Source organism: Streptomyces sp. NPDC001393, from assembly GCF_053597455.1.
In genome coordinates, this window is record NZ_JBSFIH010000007.1 from 166451 (window position 1) to 184524 (window position 18074).

The 18074-nt window shown below is 69.8% G+C and carries 17 protein-coding genes; all 17 read left to right on the forward strand.

Features of this window, described 5'->3' with window-relative positions:
- Positions 1–3: 3 nt before the first annotated feature.
- The 17 genes from thrC to atpA all read left to right on the forward strand — a co-directional run bounded on the left by thrC (position 4) and on the right by atpA (position 18061).
- Entirely contained in the window at positions 4–1062 is a 1059-nt protein-coding gene (gene thrC, locus ACWC2T_RS11455; RefSeq protein WP_450670144.1) for a threonine synthase, read from the forward strand.
- A gap of 291 nt (positions 1063–1353) precedes the next feature.
- The gene (thrB, locus tag ACWC2T_RS11460; RefSeq protein WP_450670145.1) at positions 1354–2271 is read left to right on the forward strand and encodes a homoserine kinase; all 918 of its coding nucleotides are present in this window, start codon (positions 1354–1356) and stop codon (positions 2269–2271) included.
- Between the two features lie 403 nt (positions 2272–2674).
- On the forward strand, positions 2675–4648 hold the full coding sequence (gene rho, locus ACWC2T_RS11465) for a transcription termination factor Rho (protein ID WP_450670146.1): 1974 nt from the start codon (positions 2675–2677) through the stop codon (positions 4646–4648).
- 402 nt (positions 4649–5050) lie between these two features.
- Positions 5051–6181 carry an LCP family protein gene (locus tag ACWC2T_RS11470; RefSeq protein WP_450670147.1) on the forward strand — a complete coding sequence of 377 codons (1131 nt, stop codon included), beginning with the start codon at positions 5051–5053 and terminating at the stop codon, positions 6179–6181.
- A gap of 174 nt (positions 6182–6355) precedes the next feature.
- Positions 6356–6580 carry a 50S ribosomal protein L31 gene (gene rpmE, locus ACWC2T_RS11475; RefSeq protein ID WP_014675000.1) on the forward strand — a complete coding sequence of 75 codons (225 nt, stop codon included), beginning with the start codon at positions 6356–6358 and terminating at the stop codon, positions 6578–6580.
- A 105-nt stretch (positions 6581–6685) separates the two neighbouring features.
- Entirely contained in the window at positions 6686–7753 is a 1068-nt protein-coding gene (gene prfA, locus ACWC2T_RS11480) for a peptide chain release factor 1 (protein WP_450670148.1), read from the forward strand.
- 35 nt (positions 7754–7788) lie between these two features.
- Positions 7789–8634 (forward strand): peptide chain release factor N(5)-glutamine methyltransferase, encoded by an 846-nt coding sequence (prmC, locus tag ACWC2T_RS11485; RefSeq protein WP_351215683.1) that lies wholly within the window; start codon positions 7789–7791, stop codon positions 8632–8634.
- 50 nt (positions 8635–8684) lie between these two features.
- The gene (locus tag ACWC2T_RS11490; protein ID WP_450670149.1) at positions 8685–9332 is read left to right on the forward strand and encodes an L-threonylcarbamoyladenylate synthase; all 648 of its coding nucleotides are present in this window, start codon (positions 8685–8687) and stop codon (positions 9330–9332) included.
- Positions 9329–10006 carry an arsenate reductase/protein-tyrosine-phosphatase family protein gene (locus ACWC2T_RS11495; protein WP_450670150.1) on the forward strand — a complete coding sequence of 226 codons (678 nt, stop codon included), beginning with the start codon at positions 9329–9331 and terminating at the stop codon, positions 10004–10006. Before ACWC2T_RS11490 ends, ACWC2T_RS11495 begins: the two co-directional genes overlap by 4 nt.
- A 105-nt stretch (positions 10007–10111) precedes the next feature.
- A complete protein-coding gene (locus ACWC2T_RS11500; protein ID WP_450670151.1) occupies positions 10112–11350 on the forward strand; it encodes a serine hydroxymethyltransferase in 1239 nt (412 codons plus the stop codon).
- 151 nt (positions 11351–11501) lie between these two features.
- Entirely contained in the window at positions 11502–12830 is a 1329-nt protein-coding gene (locus ACWC2T_RS11505; RefSeq protein ID WP_450670152.1) for an MraY family glycosyltransferase, read from the forward strand.
- Between the two features lie 302 nt (positions 12831–13132).
- On the forward strand, positions 13133–13570 hold the full coding sequence (locus tag ACWC2T_RS11510) for a hypothetical protein (RefSeq protein WP_153546527.1): 438 nt from the start codon (positions 13133–13135) through the stop codon (positions 13568–13570).
- Positions 13571–13843: 273 nt separating this feature from the next.
- Positions 13844–14614, forward strand: a complete 771-nt coding sequence (gene atpB, locus ACWC2T_RS11515; RefSeq protein ID WP_450670213.1) for a F0F1 ATP synthase subunit A — start codon at positions 13844–13846, stop codon at positions 14612–14614.
- Positions 14615–14681: 67 nt separating this feature from the next.
- The gene (locus ACWC2T_RS11520; protein ID WP_199212019.1) at positions 14682–14918 is read left to right on the forward strand and encodes an ATP synthase subunit c family protein; all 237 of its coding nucleotides are present in this window, start codon (positions 14682–14684) and stop codon (positions 14916–14918) included.
- A gap of 39 nt (positions 14919–14957) precedes the next feature.
- Complete coding sequence (locus ACWC2T_RS11525) at positions 14958–15509, forward strand: F0F1 ATP synthase subunit B (RefSeq protein WP_450670153.1); 552 nt, start codon at positions 14958–14960, stop codon at positions 15507–15509.
- The gene (locus tag ACWC2T_RS11530; RefSeq protein ID WP_450670154.1) at positions 15506–16321 is read left to right on the forward strand and encodes a F0F1 ATP synthase subunit delta; all 816 of its coding nucleotides are present in this window, start codon (positions 15506–15508) and stop codon (positions 16319–16321) included. Before ACWC2T_RS11525 ends, ACWC2T_RS11530 begins: the two co-directional genes overlap by 4 nt.
- Positions 16322–16468: 147 nt before the next feature.
- Positions 16469–18061: a F0F1 ATP synthase subunit alpha gene (gene atpA, locus ACWC2T_RS11535; protein ID WP_450670155.1), complete on the forward strand. Its 1593-nt coding sequence runs from the start codon at positions 16469–16471 to the stop codon at positions 18059–18061.
- Positions 18062–18074: the final 13 nt, after the last annotated feature.

Here is an 18074-nt window from a genome sequence, read left to right on the forward strand (position 1 = left end):
GCAATGACCCACCAGTGGCGCGGAATCATCGAGGAGTACCGGGACCGGCTGCCGGTATCCGACACCACGCCGGTCGTGACGCTCCGCGAGGGCGGCACGCCCCTCGTGCCCGCGCAGGTGCTCTCCGAGCGCACGGGCTGTGAGGTCCACCTGAAGGTGGAGGGGGCCAACCCCACCGGCTCCTTCAAGGACCGGGGCATGACCATGGCCATCAGCAAGGCCAAGGAGGAGGGGGCCAAGGCCGTCATCTGCGCCTCCACCGGTAACACGTCGGCGAGTGCCGCCGCCTACGCCGTGCGGGCCGGCATGGTTTCGGCCGTTCTCGTCCCGCAGGGCAAGATCGCCCTCGGTAAGATGGGCCAGGCCCTCGTGCACGGCGCGAAGATCCTCCAGGTCGACGGAAACTTCGACGACTGCCTCACCCTCGCGCGCTCGCTGAGCGAGAACTACCCGGTGGCGCTGGTCAATTCGGTCAATCCGGTGCGTATCGAGGGGCAGAAGACGGCCTCCTTCGAGATCGTGGACATGCTCGGGGACGCCCCCGACATCCACGTCCTGCCGGTGGGCAACGCGGGCAACATCACCGCCTACTGGAAGGGCTACAAGGAGTACGCCGCCGACGGGATCGCCACGAAGACCCCGCGCATGTGGGGCTTCCAGGCCTCCGGCAGCGCGCCGATCGTGCGCGGCGAGGTGGTCAAGGACCCCTCGACCATCGCCACCGCCATCCGCATCGGCAACCCCGCCTCCTGGCAGTACGCGCTGCAGGCGCGCGACGAGTCGGGCGGCGCCATCGACGAGGTGACGGACCGTGAAATCCTGCGCGCCTACCGCCTGTTGGCCGCGCAGGAGGGCGTCTTCGTGGAGCCCGCCTCCGCCGCTTCCGTGGCTGGTCTGCTGAAGGCCGCCGAGCAGGGCAGGGTCGACCCGGGGCAGCGCATCGTGTGCACCGTCACGGGCAACGGCCTCAAGGACCCCGACTGGGCCGTCGCCGGCGCCCCGCAGCCGGTCACCGTCCCGGTCGACGCGTCCGCCGCGGCGGAGCGCCTGGGCCTCGCCTGAGCGTCGCCCGGGCATCGACTGGGCCTCGCCTGAGCGCCGCCCGGGCCCGGCCGAGCGCCGGGCCCCGGATTTTCCCTGACAGGGTGCACAGGGGGCTTATGACACGCATCGTGCGCCTCCTGTGCGCCCTATGTCGCCACAGAACCTTCCTTCGATAGGCTGTACTGAACCCGCCCGTTGCATATGCCCTCGCATCGGGGCAGCGCCGCGCCGTCTGCGCGGCCCGAGGGTCTCCCCGTACGTCATCGAATGTCTTCGACAGTCACGCAGCTCAAGGAGAGTCAACGAGCGATGGCCGGTCCAGCGTTCCGCGCCGCCGCCGTCCGGGTGCGCGTTCCCGCCACCAGCGCCAATCTCGGCCCGGGCTTCGACGCCCTCGGCCTCGCGCTGGGGCTCTACGACGACGTGGTCGTCCGGGTGGCCGACTCCGGGCTGCACATCGACATCGCGGGGGAGGGCAGCGAGACCCTTCCGCGTGACGAGTCTCACCTTCTCGTCCGCTCCCTGCGCACCGCCTTCGACCTGCTGGGCGGGCAGCCCCGCGGCCTGGAGATCGTCTGCGCCAACCGCATCCCCCATGGCCGTGGCCTCGGCTCCTCCTCCGCCGCCATCTGCGCCGGCATCGTCGCCGCCCGCGCGGTGACCATAGGCGGCGAGGCCCGTCTGGACGACGCAGCCCTGCTGGAGCTGGCCACCGAGATCGAGGGCCACCCGGACAACGTGGCCCCGTGTCTGCTCGGCGGGTTCACGATCGCCTGGATGGAGTCCGGCGCCGCCCGGGCGATCAGGCTGGAGCCCAGCGATTCCATCGTTCCGGTGGTTTTCGTGCCCGGAAAGCCGGTCCTGACCGCGACCGCGCGCGGCCTGCTGCCGCGCACCGTGCCGCATGTCGACGCCGCCGCCAACGCGGGCCGTGCCGCCCTGCTCGTCGAGGCCCTCACCCGGCGCCCCGAGCTGCTGCTGCCCGCCACCGAGGACCGCCTCCACCAGGAGTACCGCGCCCCGGCCATGCCGGAGAGCGCCGCGCTGGTGGAGCGGCTGCGCGCCGACGGCATCCCGGCCGTCATCTCGGGCGCCGGCCCCACCGTCATGGCGCTGGCCCACCCCGAGAGCGCCGACAAGGTGGCCCACCTCGCGGGTGCGGGCTGGGCCGCGAACCGGCTGGACCTCGATGTCCAGGGAGCGAGCGTGCTGCCGCTTGCGCCCTGACACACGGTTGCCGGATTTGGAGAGGGGGAATGTTTGTTGGATCCGGTAGTGTTAACCTCAAGTCTGCACCCGACCCCACCATGGCGAGGTGCCTCGTGTCCCAGTCCGGGACAGACATTCTTCCGGGAGCCCCCCACGCCACTCCGTGTTCCGTACGCCGTACCTGGGCAGTACGTCGTATGCGGGCACTGAGCGGGCCGCCGGGCACGCTCCGGAACAGGTGCTACCACGCCACGTGACACTGGGTGCCACGACTCGCGGAAGCGCCGTCACCGCACATTTCCTCCGCCGCTTTGGCGGACCACCGCCCCGGCACGGTTCACGGAAGACAGGACCGTAGCCGGACAGCACAACCGGTCGCCGAGCCAGACAGGCCGACGTCCGCTCCAGGGAAGGACCCTTCGTGAGCGACACCACCGATCTGATGGGCGCACGTGTCGAGGAGACCGCTGCCGCGCCCGCCACGGACGCCTCCGCGCCTGCCACCGGTGCCGGCTCCCGGCGGCGCCGCGGTACCGGCCTCGAGGGCATGGTGCTGGCCGAGCTGCAGCAGGTCGCCTCGGGCCTCGGCATCAGGGGCACCGCGCGGATGCGCAAGAGCCAGCTGATCGAGGTCATCAAGGAGGCGCAGGCCGCCGGGGGCGCCGCCCCCAAGGCCGAGACCGCCACCGAGACCAAGCCGAAGCGCCGCGCCACCTCCAAGGCCCGCACCGGCGAGTCCGCCGAGACCGGCGAGAGCACGGCGAAGAAGGCGGAGGCCAAGACCGCGGCCCCCGCCGAGAAGGCCGTGGCCCAGCAGCAGATCGAGATCCCCGGCCAGCCGGCCTCCGACGACGCCCCGACCGAGCGCCGTCGCCGCCGCGCCACCGCCGAGGCCGGCACGCCCGCCCCGAGCAGCGCCGAGACCGTCGCCGCCGAGGCCAAGGCGGAGCCCAAGGCCGAGACGCCCGTCCAGCAGGCGCAGGGCGAGGCCAGGGGCGACGCCGGTGACGGCGACGGCCGTGGCCGCCGCGACCGCCGTGAGCGCGGCCGGGACCGCGACCGCCGCGGCAAGGGCGACGACCAGCAGGCCGGCCAGCAGCGTCAGCCGCAGGGCCAGCAGCAGGGCGGCCGCCAGGACCGCCAGCAGGACGACGACGACTTCGAGGGCGGCCGCCGGGGCCGTCGCGGCCGCTACCGCGACCGCCGTGGCCGCCGTGGCCGCGACGAGATCGCCGAGCCGCAGCTCGCCGAGGACGACGTCCTGATCCCCGTCGCGGGCATTCTGGACATCCTCGACAACTACGCCTTCATCCGGACCTCCGGCTACCTGCCGGGCCCGAACGACGTGTACGTCTCCCTCGCCCAGGTCCGGAAGAACGGCCTGCGCAAGGGTGACCACATCACGGGCGCGGTCCGCCAGCCCAAGGAAGGCGAGCGCCGCGAGAAGTTCAACGCGCTGGTCCGCCTCGACTCCGTCAACGGCATGGCGCCCGAACACGGCCGCGGCCGCCCGGAGTTCAACAAGCTGACCCCGCTCTACCCGCAGGACCGGCTTCGCCTGGAGACGGACCCGGGCGTGCTCACCACCCGCATCATCGACCTGGTCTCGCCGATCGGTAAGGGCCAGCGCGGTCTGATCGTGGCCCCGCCGAAGACCGGCAAGACCATGATCATGCAGGCGATCGCCAACGCGATCACGCACAACAACCCCGAGTGCCACCTGATGGTCGTCCTCGTCGACGAGCGTCCGGAAGAGGTCACCGACATGCAGCGGTCGGTCAAGGGCGAGGTCATCTCCTCGACCTTCGACCGCCCGGCCGAGGACCACACCACGGTCGCCGAGCTCGCCATCGAGCGCGCCAAGCGCCTGGTGGAGCTGGGCCACGACGTCGTCGTGCTGCTCGACTCGATCACGCGTCTGGGCCGCGCCTACAACCTGGCCGCGCCGGCCTCCGGCCGCATCCTGTCCGGTGGTGTCGACTCCACCGCGCTGTACCCGCCGAAGCGGTTCTTCGGTGCGGCGCGCAACATCGAGGACGGCGGTTCGCTGACCATCCTGGCCACGGCGCTCGTGGACACCGGGTCCCGCATGGACGAGGTGATCTTCGAGGAGTTCAAGGGCACCGGCAACATGGAGCTCAAGCTCGACCGGAAGCTCGCCGACAAGCGCATCTTCCCCGCGGTGGACGTCGACGCGTCCGGTACCCGTAAGGAAGAGATCCTGCTCGGCGCCGAGGAGCTGGGCATTGTCTGGAAGCTGCGGCGCGTGCTGCACGCGCTCGACCAGCAGCAGGCGATCGAGCTGCTGCTCGACAAGATGAAGCAGACCAAGTCGAACGTCGAGTTCCTGATGCAGATTCAGAAGACGACGCCGACGCCCGGTAACGGCGACTAGTCGCTCCGCCGGCAGAGCCGAAAGGCTTCGGTGATCTGTCGACTGCACAAGCCCGCCCCCGTCCACAAGTGACGGGAGGCGGGCTTGTGGCATCTCCACGAGCATCGCCCCGGCCCCGGCCCCGGCGCAGGCAAGGCGGCCGGCGAGATCCTTGCCACAAGGGATTCGGTCGGCAGCGGATTCCAGGTGTACGACATCTGGGGCTGAAACCGCAGGTGAGCAAGGTTCGCCGGCGCTAGGCCGACCACGCAGCGTGCCCATCGCCGCACGCGGTGGGGATTTTGCGTTGTGCAACCCTTGCCCGAGTTTCTCCGTCTGCCCTTACGGAGCGACGATGGAGCGGTACCGACCGCGCCCGACCCTGAAAGCAGGGGGTAACGACCGACGAGACCTAGGAGCGATGTGTCCGCCGAGAGCACGCCGGAGCCCGCCATAACCGCGCCGGGTGAGACCGGCCCCCGAAGCGGTGGCAAGGGCCGCCGCCGCAAGGCCCGCAGCAAGCGCCGTAAGGCCCTGCTGGTCACGGCCTGGACGGCAGCCGGGGTGGTCGTGCTGGGCGGGGCAGGCGCCGGATACCTCTACTTCAAGCTCAACGGCAACATCCGAAGCGTCGACATCGACCAGGCCCTCGGCAACGACCGGCCCTCGAAGATCGCCAACGGCTCCGAGAACATCCTGGTCCTCGGCTCCGACACCCGCTCCGGCTCCAACAAGCAGCTCGGCGGCGGCACCGACGACGGCAGCGCGCGCTCCGACACGGCGATGATCGTCCACGTCTACGAGGGCCACAAGAAGGCCAGTGTGGTCTCCGTCCCGCGGGACACCCTGATCGACCGCCCGGCCTGCACCGACACCAAGGGCACCACGCACCCGGCGGCGTCCGGCACGATGTTCAACGAGGCCTACGGCACCGGTGGCGCGGCCTGCGCGGTGAAGACCGTCGAGTCCCTCACCGGCATCCGCATGGACCACTACCTGGAGGTCGACTTCGCGGGCTTCCAGAAGCTCATCGACGACCTCGGCGGCGTCCCGGTCACCACGACGAAGAGCATCGACGACCCGCAGAGCCACCTCACCCTCCAGGCCGGCACCCACACCCTGGACGGCCGCCAGGCCCTCGGCCTGGTCCGCACCCGGCACGGCGTGGGCGACGGCTCCGACCTGGGCCGCATCCAGCTCCAGCAGGCCTTCGTCAAGGCGCTGATCAGCCAGGTCGAGCACGTCGGCATCTTCAGCAACCCGAAGAAGCTCTACGACCTCGCCGACACCGCCACCAAGACGGTCACCACCGACTCCGACCTCGGCTCGGTCAACGCCCTGATCGACTTCGCGGACGGCCTCAAGGGCATCGGCGCCAAGAACATGACCATGATCACCATGCCGGTCCGGTACGACCCGTCCAACCCCAACCGGGTCCTCATGGAGAAGCAGAAGGCCCAGCTGGTGTGGGACGCCCTGAAGAACGACCGCCCGATCCCGAAGTCGGCCACGGCGGGTACGGCCACTGGTGAGGCGAAGGGCGTCGTGGAGTAGTCACCGACCCGCAGGGAAGAGACCCGCAGCGAAGAGACCCGCAGGGAATAGATGACAGTCACCCCCGGTTTTGGGGGATGGCCCCAGTCCTGGCAGACTGGTACGTCGGCTCCGGTTCACGCTCCCGCATCCCGCGGCGGCGACCCGGCGCCCTCCCGAAACCTAGGAGACACCTTGAAGCGCGACATCCACCCCGCGTACGTCGAGACGCAGGTCAGCTGCACCTGCGGCGCGTCGTTCACCACCCGTAGCACCATCGAGTCCGGCACCATCCGGGCCGAGGTCTGCTCCGAGTGCCACCCGTTCTACACGGGCAAGCAGAAGATCCTCGACACCGGTGGCCGTGTGGCCCGCTTCGAGGCCCGCTTCGGCAAGGCTGCCGCCGGCTCCAAGAAGTAGCGAGCCCCATATCGCCGGTCCACGGTCACGCCCTCGCGGGGGTGTGCCCGGGACCGGCGTTTTTGGTCGCCCGCCCTTCCCCTCACCGCAGTACAGGAGCCCACGATGTTCGAGGCCGTCGACGAACTCGTCGCCGAACACGCCGATCTGGAGAAGAAGCTCGCCGACCCGTCGGTCCACGCCGACCAGGGAAACGCGCGCAAGCTGAACAAGCGCTACGCCGAGCTGACCCCGATCGTCGCCACGTACCGCTCCTGGAAGCAGGCCGGCGACGACATGGAGACCGCGCGCGAGCTTGCCGCCGACGACCCCGACTTCGCCGCCGAGGTCAAGGAGCTGGACAAGCAGCGCGAGGAGCTCACCGAGCGCCTGCGCTTCCTGCTCATCCCGCGCGACCCGAGTGACGACAAGGACGTCATTCTGGAGATCAAGGCGGGCGCGGGCGGCGACGAGTCCGCGCTCTTCGCCGGCGACCTGCTGCGCATGTACCTGCGCTACGCCGAGCGCGTCGGCTGGAAGACCGAGATCATCGACGCCACCGAGTCCGAGCTGGGCGGCTACAAGGACGTCCAGGTCGCGGTGAAGTCCCGCGGTCAGCTCGAACCCGGCCAGGGCGTGTGGGCCCGGCTGAAGTACGAGGGCGGCGTGCACCGCGTGCAGCGCGTGCCGGCGACCGAGTCCCAGGGCCGTATCCACACCTCCGCCGCCGGTGTCCTCGTGACCCCCGAGGCCGAGGAGGTGGACGTGGAGATCAACCCGAACGACCTCCGCATCGACGTCTACCGCTCCTCCGGTCCGGGCGGCCAGTCCGTGAACACCACCGACTCCGCGGTGCGCATCACGCACATCCCGACCGGGGTCGTCGCCTCCTGCCAGAACGAGAAGAGCCAGCTGCAGAACAAGGAGCAGGCACTGCGTATCCTGCGCTCCAGGCTGCTCGCCATGGCTCAGGAGGAGGCCGAGCGGGAGGCCGCCGACGCCCGCCGCAGCCAGGTCCGCACGGTCGACCGCTCCGAGAAGATCCGCACCTACAACTTCCCGGAGAACCGCATCTCCGACCACCGCGTCGGCTTCAAGGCGTACAACCTGGACCAGGTCCTGGACGGCGACCTCGACGCGGTGATCCAGGCCTGCGTCGACGCCGACTCGGCGGCGAAGCTGGCGGCCGCGTAAGACACCCACGCACGAGCACGACACGGAGGACTTGCGTGAACCTGCTGCTCGCGGAGGTGGCCCAGGCCACCCAGCGGCTGGCCGACGCCGGCGTGCCCTCGCCGCGCACCGACGCGGAGGAGCTCGCCGCGTTCGTGCACGGCGTCAAGCGCGGCGAACTGCACTCCGTGAAGGACTCGGACTTCGACGCCCGCTACTGGGAGGTCATCGCCCGGCGCGAACAGCGCGAGCCGCTGCAGCACATCACCGGGCGCGCCTACTTCCGTTACCTGGAGCTGCAGGTCGGGCCGGGCGTCTTCGTGCCCCGGCCGGAGACCGAGTCCGTGGTGGGCTGGGCCATAGACGCCGTGCGCGCCATGGACGTCGTCGAGCCGTGCATCGTCGACCTGTGCACCGGATCCGGCGCCATCGCGCTCGCCCTTGCCCAGGAGGTCCCGCGCTCGCGCGTGCACGCCGTGGAGCTGTCCGAGGACGCCCTGGTGTGGACGCGGAAGAACGTGGCGGGGTCCAGGGTCGACCTGCGCCAGGGCGACGCCCTGACGGCCTTCCCCGACCTCGACGGACAGGTCGACCTGGTGATCTCCAACCCGCCCTACATCCCGCTCACGGAGTGGGAGTACGTGGCTCCCGAGGCCCGTGACTACGACCCCGAGCTGGCGCTGTTCTCCGGTGAGGACGGGCTCGACCTGATCCGGGGCATCGAACGCACCGCCCACCGTCTCCTGCGCCCCGGCGGCGTCGTCGTGATCGAGCACGCCGACACCCAGGGCGGCCAGGTGCCGTGGATCTTCACCGAGGAGCGGGGCTGGGCCGACGCGGCCGACCACCCCGACCTCAACAACCGCCCCCGGTTCGCCACCGCCCGCAAGGCGCTGCCGTGAGCACCCCCATGACATCGATTCCGCAGTACGTGTACGAGGAGGCCCGCTAAATGGCACGGCGATACGACACCAACGACGCGACCGACCGCGCGACGGGTCTGCGCGAGGCCGCGTCCGCCGTCCGCCGGGGCGAGCTGGTGGTGCTGCCGACCGACACGGTGTACGGCATCGGCGCCGACGCGTTCTCCCCCGAGGCCGTCGCCGACCTGCTCGCCGCCAAGGGCCGGGGCCGCACCATGCCCACCCCTGTCCTCATCGGCTCCCCGAACACGCTGCACGGCCTCGTCACGGACTTCTCCGAGCTGGCCTGGGAGCTGGTCGACGCGTTCTGGCCGGGCGCCCTGACCCTCGTCGCCAAGCACCAGCCGTCCCTGCAGTGGGACCTCGGCGACACCCGCGGCACGGTGGCCGTCCGCATGCCGCTGCACCCCGTCGCGATCGAGCTGCTCACCGAGGTCGGCCCCATGGCCGTCTCCTCCGCCAACCTCACCGGCCACCCGGCCCCGGAGAACTGCGACGCCGCGCAGGAGATGCTCGGCGACTCCGTCTCCGTCTACCTCGACGGCGGTCCCACCCCGGCCGGCGTGCCGTCGTCCATCGTGGACGTCTCCGGCCCGGTGCCGGTGCTGCTGCGCCAGGGCGCGATCTCCCCGGAGGAGCTGCGCAAGGTCGTACCCGACCTCGAGGTGGCGAATTGACGGCCCCTGAGGCGGGGCGTGGCATAGGCACCGGGGAGCGTGTCGCGGAGGAGACGACGACGTTCGGCTTCCCCCACGACACCTTCCGCATCCTCCACGTCAGCACCGGCAACGTGTGCCGCTCGCCCATCACCGAGCGGCTGACCCGGCATTTCGTCGCGGAGCGGCTCGGCGTGCTCGGCGGCGGTCTGATCGTGGAGAGCGCGGGCACCTGGGGCCACGAGGGCGCGCCGATGGAGGCCAACGCGGAGACCGTGCTGGCCGAGTTCGGCGCGGACGCCTCCGGCTTCTTCGGCCGGGAGCTGCTGGACGAGCACGTGATCAGGGCCGACCTCGTGCTCACCGCCACCCGTGACCACCGTGCCCAGGTCATCTCCATGGGCCATTCGGCGGGCCTGCGCACCTTCACCCTGAAGGAGTTCACCCGGCTGGTCCGGGCGATAGATCCGGCCACCCTGCCGCCCCTGGACGACGGCGTGGTCATGCGCGCCCGCGCCCTGGTGCGTGCGGCGGCGGCGCTGCGCGGGTGGCTGCTCGCGCCCACGGCGGAGGCGGACGAGGTCCACGACCCGTACGGGGCGCCCCTTCCGTTCTTCCGGTCGGTCGGGGACGAGATACACCAGGCGCTGGATCCGGTGGTGACGGCGCTGACGGGGGTTCCCGCGCGGACCTGAGCACCCCGGGACCTGAGCACCCGTAAGGGGCCGCAATACCGGGCATCCAAGGCATCTCGGGCCTACATTGGACCTACGTCACCGTCGACCGCCCGGGAGCCCGCCATGTCGGTCACCCCTACCCTCGAGACCGATGTCCTGCGGCGGCAGGACCCGGCGATGGCCGAGATCCTGCTCGCGGAACTGGCGCGGCAGTCCACCACCCTGCAGCTGATCGCCGCCGAGAACTTCTGCTCGCCCGCCGTGCTCGCCGCCCTCGGCTCGCCGCTCGCCAACAAGTACGCCGAGGGCTATCCGGGCGCCCGGTACCACGGCGGCTGCGAGATCGTCGACCTCGCCGAACGCGCCGCCATCGACCGGGCCAGGGAACTGTTCGGCGCCGAACACGCCAACGTCCAGTCCCACTCCGGCTCTTCGGCCGTGCTGGCCGCCTACGCCGCACTGCTGCGCCCCGGCGACACGGTCCTCGCCCTCGGCCTGCACTACGGCGGCCATCTCACCCACGGTTCGCCCGCGAACTTCTCCGGCCGCTGGTTCGACTTCGTCGGGTACGGCGTGGACGCGGAGACCGGGCTGATCGACCACGACCAGGTGCGCCACCTGGCCCGGGGCCACCGGCCCAAGGCGATCGTGTGCGGCTCGATCGCCTACCCCCGGCACATCGACTACGCCTTCTTCCGCGAGGTCGCCGACGAGGTCGGGGCCTATCTGATCGCCGACGCCGCGCACCCGATCGGGCTGGTCGCCGGCGGCGCGGCGCCGAACCCGGTGCCGTACGCCGACATCGTGTGCGCGACCACCCACAAGGTGCTGCGCGGCCCGCGCGGCGGGATGATCCTGTGCGGGAGCGAACTGGCCGAGCGCGTGGACCGGGCGGTGTTCCCGTTCACCCAGGGCGGCGCGCAGATGCACACGATCGCCGCGAAGGCCGTCGCCTTCGGCGAGGCGGCAACACCGGCCTTCGCCGGGTACGCCCATCAGGTGGTCGCCAACGCACAGGTTCTCGCCGGTCACCTGGCCGCCGAGGGCCTCACCGTCACCACCGGCGGCACGGACACCCATCTGATCACCGCAGACCCGGCCCCGCTCGGCGTGGACGGCCGCACCGCACGCGGCCGGCTCGCCGCCGCCGGGATCGTCCTGGACTGCTGCGCCCTGCCGCACGGCGACGGCCGGGGCCTGCGCCTGGGCACGGCCGCGGTGACCACGCAGGGCATGGGGGAGCCGGAGATGGTGCGCATCGCCGCGCTGACGGCGGCCGTGCTGCGGGGCGAGAGCGAGCCGGCCGCGGCACGGGAGGAGGTGCGGGTTCTCACAGGAGCTTTTCCGCCGTATCCGGACTGAACGGGGGTAGGCGCTGCCCCGTACACCCCGATGTGTGCCATGGTCCACAGCCGGGCGTGCAACCATCGTGGCTACCCGGAAGTCCCCATCCATATACATCCATCGCTAGGGTGTGGGGCTGTGATGGCCAGCGAGACCCGTGGGGAAGCCTGTGCGTGAATACCTGCTGACGCTCTGCATCACGGCCGCGGTGACGTACCTGCTGACAGGGCCGGTACGGAAGTTCGCGATCGTGGCCGGGGCGATGCCGGAGATCCGGGCGCGTGACGTGCACCGGGAACCCACTCCGCGCCTCGGCGGTATCGCCATGTTCTTCGGCCTGTGCGCGGGTCTGCTGGTCGCGGCCCACCTGACCAACCTCAACGAGGTCTTCGCGAAGTCGAACGAGCCGCGGGCCCTGCTCTCCGGCGCGGCCCTGATCTGGCTGATCGGCGTCCTGGACGACAAGTTCGAGATCGATGCGCTGATCAAGCTGGGCGGGCAGATGATCGCCGCGGGCGTGATGGTCGTGCAGGGTCTGACGATCCTGTGGCTGCCCATCCCCGGCGTCGGCAACGTGGCGCTGACCCAGTGGCAGGGCACCCTGCTGACCGTGGCGCTCGTGGTCATCACGATCAACGCGGTGAACTTCGTGGACGGCCTGGACGGCCTCGCGGCCGGCATGGTCTGCATCGCGGCCGGCGCGTTCTTCCTGTACGCCTACCGGATCTGGTACTCGTACGGCATCGAGGCCGCCGCCCCCGGCACCCTGTTCGCGGCGATCCTGATGGGCATGTGCCTGGGCTTCCTGCCGCACAACATGCATCCCGCGCGGATCTTCATGGGCGACTCCGGCTCGATGCTGATCGGCCTGGTGCTGGCGGCCGGCGCGATCTCGATCACGGGTCAGCTGGACCCGGACGCGCTGGGCCTGTACGTGGGTTCCGAGAGGGCCGCGGTGCACGCGACGGTGCCGGTCTACATCCCGCTGCTGCTGCCGCTCACGATCATCGCGGTGCCGACGGCGGACCTGGTGCTCGCGATCGTCCGGCGCACCTGGCGCGGTCAGTCGCCGTTCGCCGCGGACCGCGGGCATCTGCACCACCGGCTGCTGGAGATCGGCCACTCGCACAGCCGGGCGGTGCTGATCATGTACTTCTGGTCGGCGCTGATCGCCTTCGGCGCGCTGGCCTACTCGGTCAACTCGGCCTCGATGTGGATCGTGCTCGGCGTGGTGTTCCTCAGCGCGGTCGGTCTGGTCCTGCTGCTGCTCCCGCGCTTCACGCCGCGGGTGCCGGTGTGGGCGCAGCGGTTCGTGCCGCCGCGCTACCGGCTGCGCCGCCGTGCGGCCCGGGCCGCTGTGGCCAGGGAGGCCGTGGGCGCGGAAGAGACGCAGGAGGCGCAGGAGACGCCGGAACGGGCCCCCGTCACCGCGGGAGTCTCGGGCGTCAACGGAGCGACCGCGATCGGCGCTCGTTCGCGTTTTCTTGACCGGCGCTGACCGGGTCAAGGTAAGAATCTGACGAGAGCATTGCCATCTCGTGGGGCACCAAAGCCCTCCAATACCAGACAAATGGGCCCGGTTTTTGCACAGACGCGCACTGTCATTCTCATGTGTGACAGCAAGCACACGGACCAGGTAAAGACCTCATCAAATAGTTTGTGATACGGTTCACGAGAACCCGGGATAGAACCGAAGGACCGTAGTGCGACGGTCCATTGGTGTGAGGTCTCGATCACTCAGCCCGGGACTACGCTCGTCCATGACGACACCCTGCCCCCTGTGAAAGCGGAGTTGCCGCCATGCCGTCCAAAGACGCCCGGAACCTACTGCAGATCGCTGTGCCCGCAGCGGCTGCAGGCGCGATCGCCGTCGCCGTGAGCGCCGCGGTCGCGGGGGGCAAGGGCGCGCTCGGCGCGGCCGTCGGCACGGTGCTGGCCATCCTGTTCATGGGAATCGGCCTGTACGTGCTGCAGTGGACGGCAAAAACGCTCCCGCAGCTCTTCCAGGCCATGGGCCTCATGCTCTACATGGCCCAGCTGCTTCTCCTCTTCATCTTCGTCGCCGTCTTCAAAGGCACCTCCCTCTTCAACGGCAAGGCGTTCGCCGTGGGGATCGTGGTCACGACCGTCGCGTGGATGGCCGCACAGGCCCGCGCGCACCTGAAAGCCAAGATCTTCTACATCGATCCCGACTCCGCGAAGAGCGACAAGCCCGAGAAGACAGGGCCGTCATCGTGAGGGGTAGGGGCGGGATAAAGGCTTGTGAGATCTCCTGCTATCGTCCGGTGCCAACTGCGGCATCGCGGGCGCGGGCATCTGAGCTGACGCCTGCTCGATCGCGAGGCTCGATGCCCCCCAGCCGCCCCCACATCCGTAACACCAGTCCGGTGCCGATCCGCGGCCGCGCGCCGCGCCGACACAACGAGGTTGCCGTACCCATGCGTCACGCCGAAGGAGCCCGCGGTGAGTGCTGACCAGACCCAGCTCGCCTTTGACTGGAGTTGTCGGATCATGTCCGACAACGGGTGTGGCTTCCCGGCTCCGGGCCTGCACTCCTTCCTGTTCAAGCCCCTCTTCACGGTCGGGGGCTTCGACTTCAACAAGGTGATGCTGCTCGCGCTCGTCACCACCGCGCTCGTCGTCGGCTTCTTCTGGGCCGCGTTCGGCAGGGCCAAGGTCGTCCCCGGCAAGCTGCAGATGATCGGCGAGGCCGGCTACGACTTCGTGCGCCGCGGCATCGTCTACGAGACCCTCGGCAAGCGCGAGGGCGAGAAGTGGGTACCGCTCATGGTCTCCATCTTCTTCTTCGTGTGGATCATGAACGTCTGGTCCGTCATTCCGGTGGCGCAGTTCCCGGTCGCTTCGGTCATCGCATACCCGATGGTGCTGGCCGTGCTCGTCTGGGTCCTCTGGGTCGGGCTGACCTTCAAGCGGCACGGCTTCGTCGGCTTCTTCAAGAACGTGACGGGCTACGACAAGTCGCTCGGCGCCGTGCTCCCGCTGGTCATGTTCATCGAGTTCTTCTCGAACCTGCTGGTCCGCCCGTTCACGCACGCGGTGCGACTCTTCGCCAACATGTTCGCCGGTCACCTGATGCTGGGGATGTTCACCGTCGCCTCCTGGTACCTGCTGAACAGCTGGATGATCCCGGCCGCCGGCGTCTCCTTCGTGATGACGATGGCCATGATCTGCTTCGAGCTTTTCGTCCAGGCCGTCCAGGCGTACGTCTTCGTACTGCTGGCCTGCTCCTACATTCAGGGCGCTCTCGCCGAGCACCACTGAGCCCCACCACCCCCCGGTCGTCCGGTGGCCAACCCCCACCGGTCCGTAAAGAGAAGGAAGATTCAGCATGGCTGCCACTGAGACCCTCGCCGCTGTCTCGGGTTCCCTCGGTTCCGTCGGTTACGGCCTCTCGGCCATCGGCCCCGGCATCGGCGTCGGCATCATCTTCGGCAACGGCACCCAGGCGCTGGCCCGTCAGCCCGAGGCCGCGGGTCTGATCCGCGCCAACCAGATCCTCGGCTTCGCCTTCTGTGAGGCGCTCGCCCTCATCGGCATCGTTATGCCGTTCGTGTTCGGTAAGTAATCACCCCTTACCCGGCACGAATCGACGAAAGGCACTGATGTGACCGCCAACCTGGTACAGCTGGCGTTTCCGGAGAAGGGCGGGAACCCGCTCCTTCCCGAGGCTCCCGAGCTGCTTGTCGGCACCATCGCCTTCGCCATCGTGTTCTTCTTCTTCTGGAAGAAGCTGCTTCCGAACATCAACAAGGTTCTGGAGGAGCGTCGCGCGGCGATCGAAGGCGGCATCGAAGAGGCCGACGCCATGAAGGTCGAGGCCCAGAGCGTCCTTGAGCAGTACAAGGCCCAGCTCGCCGAGGCCCGGCACGAGGCCGCGCGCCTGCGCCAGGAGGCGCAGGAGCAGGGTGCCGCCCTCATCGCCGAGATGCGGGCCGAGGGCCAGCGGCAGCGCGAGGAGATCGTCGCCGCCGGTCACGCCCAGATCGAGGCCGACCGCAAGGCCGCCGCGCAGACGCTGCGTCAGGACGTCGGCAAGCTCGCCACCGAACTGGCCGGCAAGCTCGTCGGCGAGTCCCTCGAGGACCACGCCCGCCAGAGCCGTGTGATCGACCGCTTCCTCGACGAGCTCGAGGAGAAGGCCGAGGCCACGCGATGAACGGAGCGAGCCGCGAGGCCCTGGCAGCCGCACGTGAGCGTCTCGACGCGCTGACGGACTCCACGTCCGTGGACGCCGTGTCGCTCGCCGACGAGCTGGCGGCCGTCACCGCGCTGCTCGACCGCGAGGCCGGACTGCGCCGGGTCCTCACCGACCCGGCGAAGCCCGCAGAGGCCAAGGCGGACCTGGTCCAGCGTCTGATCGGCGCCCAGGTCAGCGGGCCCGCCGCCGACCTGGTGGCCGGGACGGTGCGCTCCCGCTGGTCGCAGCCGCGTGACCTGGTGGACGCGCTGGAGCAGCTGGCGGACATCGCCGACCTCACCGCCGCGGAGAAGCGGGGCACCCTGGACGAGGTGGAGGACGAGCTGTTCCGGTTCGGCCGGATCGTCTCCTCCAGCACCGACCTGCGCGCCGCGCTGACCGACCGCTCCGCCGGTACGGCGGCCAAGACCGAGCTGCTGAACCGGCTGCTCGGCGGGCGGGCCAAGCCGGCCACGGAGCGTCTGGTGACGCGCCTTGTGACCGCGCCGCGTGGACGTAGCCTGGAAGCGGGACTGGAGTCCCTGTCCAAGCTGGCCGCCGAGCGCCGGGACCGCATGGTCGCCGTCGTCACCTCGGCGGTACCGCTGAGCGACGGCCAGAAGCAGCGCCTCGGCGCCGCCCTCGCCAAGCTCTACGGCCGCCGGATGCACCTCAACCTGGACGTGGACCCCGAGGTGATCGGCGGTATCCGGGTGCAGGTCGGTGACGAGGTCATCAACGGCTCCCTCGCGGACCGGCTGGACGACGCGGCCCGCCGCATGGCGAGCTAGCAGCAACTCGACATCTCGAACAAGCAGCACTCGAGAAAAGCAGTACGTACTTACGGCCCTGGTTGGGCCGTGCAGAGGATTCCTGGGGGTCGCCCCCAGACCCCCCAAGTGAAACTTCGGGCCCAACAAGGAGAGCAGGGAACCCAGATGGCGGAGCTCACGATCCGGCCGGAGGAGATCCGGGACGCGCTGGAGAACTTCGTCCAGTCGTACAAGCCGGACGCGGCCTCGCGCGAGGAGGTCGGTACGGTCACCCTTGCCGGCGACGGCATCGCGAAGGTCGAGGGTCTTCCCTCGGCCATGGCCAACGAACTGCTGAAGTTCGAGGACGGCACCTTCGGCCTCGCCCTCAACCTCGAGGAGCGCGAGATCGGTGCCATCGTCCTCGGTGAGTTCAGCGGCATCGAGGAGGGCCAGCCGGTCACGCGCACCGGCGAGGTCCTCTCCGTCGCGGTCGGCGAGGGCTACCTCGGCCGTGTCGTCGACCCGCTCGGCAACCCGATCGACGGCCTCGGCGAGATCGAGACGTCCGGCCGCCGTGCGCTGGAGCTGCAGGCCCCCACGGTCATGCAGCGCAAGTCGGTGCACGAGCCGATGGAGACCGGCTACAAGGCCGTCGACGCGATGACCCCGATCGGCCGCGGCCAGCGCCAGCTGATCATCGGTGACCGTCAGACCGGCAAGACCGCCCTGGCCGTCGACACGATCATCAACCAGCGCGACAACTGGCGCTCGGGCGACCCCAAGAAGCAGGTCCGCTGCATCTACGTCGCCATCGGCCAGAAGGGCTCCACCATCGCCGGCGTGCGCCGCGCGCTGGAGGAGAACGGCGCCCTGGAGTACACGACCATCGTCGCCGCCCCGGCGTCCGACCCGGCCGGCTTCAAGTACCTTGCGCCGTACACCGGTTCGGCCATCGGTCAGCAGTGGATGTACGAGGGCAAGCACGTCCTGATCATCTTCGACGACCTGTCCAAGCAGGCCGACGCCTACCGCGCCGTGTCCCTGCTGCTGCGCCGCCCGCCGGGCCGTGAGGCCTACCCGGGTGACGTCTTCTACCTGCACTCCCGGCTGCTGGAGCGCTGCGCCAAGCTCTCCGACGACATGGGTGCCGGTTCGATGACCGGTCTGCCGATCGTCGAGACCAAGGCCAACGACGTCTCGGCGTTCATCCCGACCAACGTCATCTCCATCACCGACGGCCAGTGCTTCCTGGAGTCGGACCTGTTCAACGCCGGTCAGCGCCCCGCGCTGAACGTCGGTATCTCCGTCTCCCGAGTCGGTGGTTCCGCCCAGCACAAGGCGATGAAGCAGGTTTCCGGCCGGCTGCGCGTCGACCTCGCCCAGTTCCGTGAGCTGGAGGCGTTCGCCGCCTTCGGTTCCGACCTGGACGCCGCGTCGAAGTCCCAGCTGGAGCGCGGTCAGCGCATGGTCGAGCTGCTGAAGCAGGACCAGTACCAGCCGATGTCGACCGAGGACCAGGTCGTCTCCGTGTGGGCCGGCACCACCGGCAAGATGGACGACGTCCCGGTCGTCGACATCCGCCGCTTCGAGCGGGAGCTGCTGGACTACCTGCACCGCAAGGAGCAGGGCCTCATGACCTCCATCCGTGAGGGCGGCAAGATGTCCGACGACACGCTCACGGCCGTCGCCGACGCGATCGCGGACTTCAAGAAGCAGTTCGAGACGAGCGACGGCAAGCTGCTCGGCGAGGACGTTCCTGCCGCTGCCGCCAAGTGACGTAAGGAAGGGA

Bases quoted from the DNA above. Each gene is read 5' to 3' on its own strand.
- atpB (WP_450670213.1), top strand. From the start codon at position 13,844: ATGTCCGACAACGGGTGTGGCTTCCCGGCTCCGGGCCTGCACTCCTTC.
- ACWC2T_RS11490 (WP_450670149.1), top strand. From the start codon at position 8,685: ATGGCACGGCGATACGACACCAACGACGCGACCGACCGCGCGACGGGT.
- ACWC2T_RS11500 (WP_450670151.1), top strand. From the start codon at position 10,112: ATGTCGGTCACCCCTACCCTCGAGACCGATGTCCTGCGGCGGCAGGAC.
- ACWC2T_RS11510 (WP_153546527.1), top strand. From the start codon at position 13,133: ATGCCGTCCAAAGACGCCCGGAACCTACTGCAGATCGCTGTGCCCGCA.
- thrC (WP_450670144.1), top strand. From the start codon at position 4: ATGACCCACCAGTGGCGCGGAATCATCGAGGAGTACCGGGACCGGCTG.
- prfA (WP_450670148.1), top strand. From the start codon at position 6,686: ATGTTCGAGGCCGTCGACGAACTCGTCGCCGAACACGCCGATCTGGAG.
- ACWC2T_RS11530 (WP_450670154.1), top strand. From the start codon at position 15,506: ATGAACGGAGCGAGCCGCGAGGCCCTGGCAGCCGCACGTGAGCGTCTC.
- ACWC2T_RS11520 (WP_199212019.1), top strand. From the start codon at position 14,682: ATGGCTGCCACTGAGACCCTCGCCGCTGTCTCGGGTTCCCTCGGTTCC.
- atpA (WP_450670155.1), top strand. From the start codon at position 16,469: ATGGCGGAGCTCACGATCCGGCCGGAGGAGATCCGGGACGCGCTGGAG.
- thrB (WP_450670145.1), top strand. From the start codon at position 1,354: ATGGCCGGTCCAGCGTTCCGCGCCGCCGCCGTCCGGGTGCGCGTTCCC.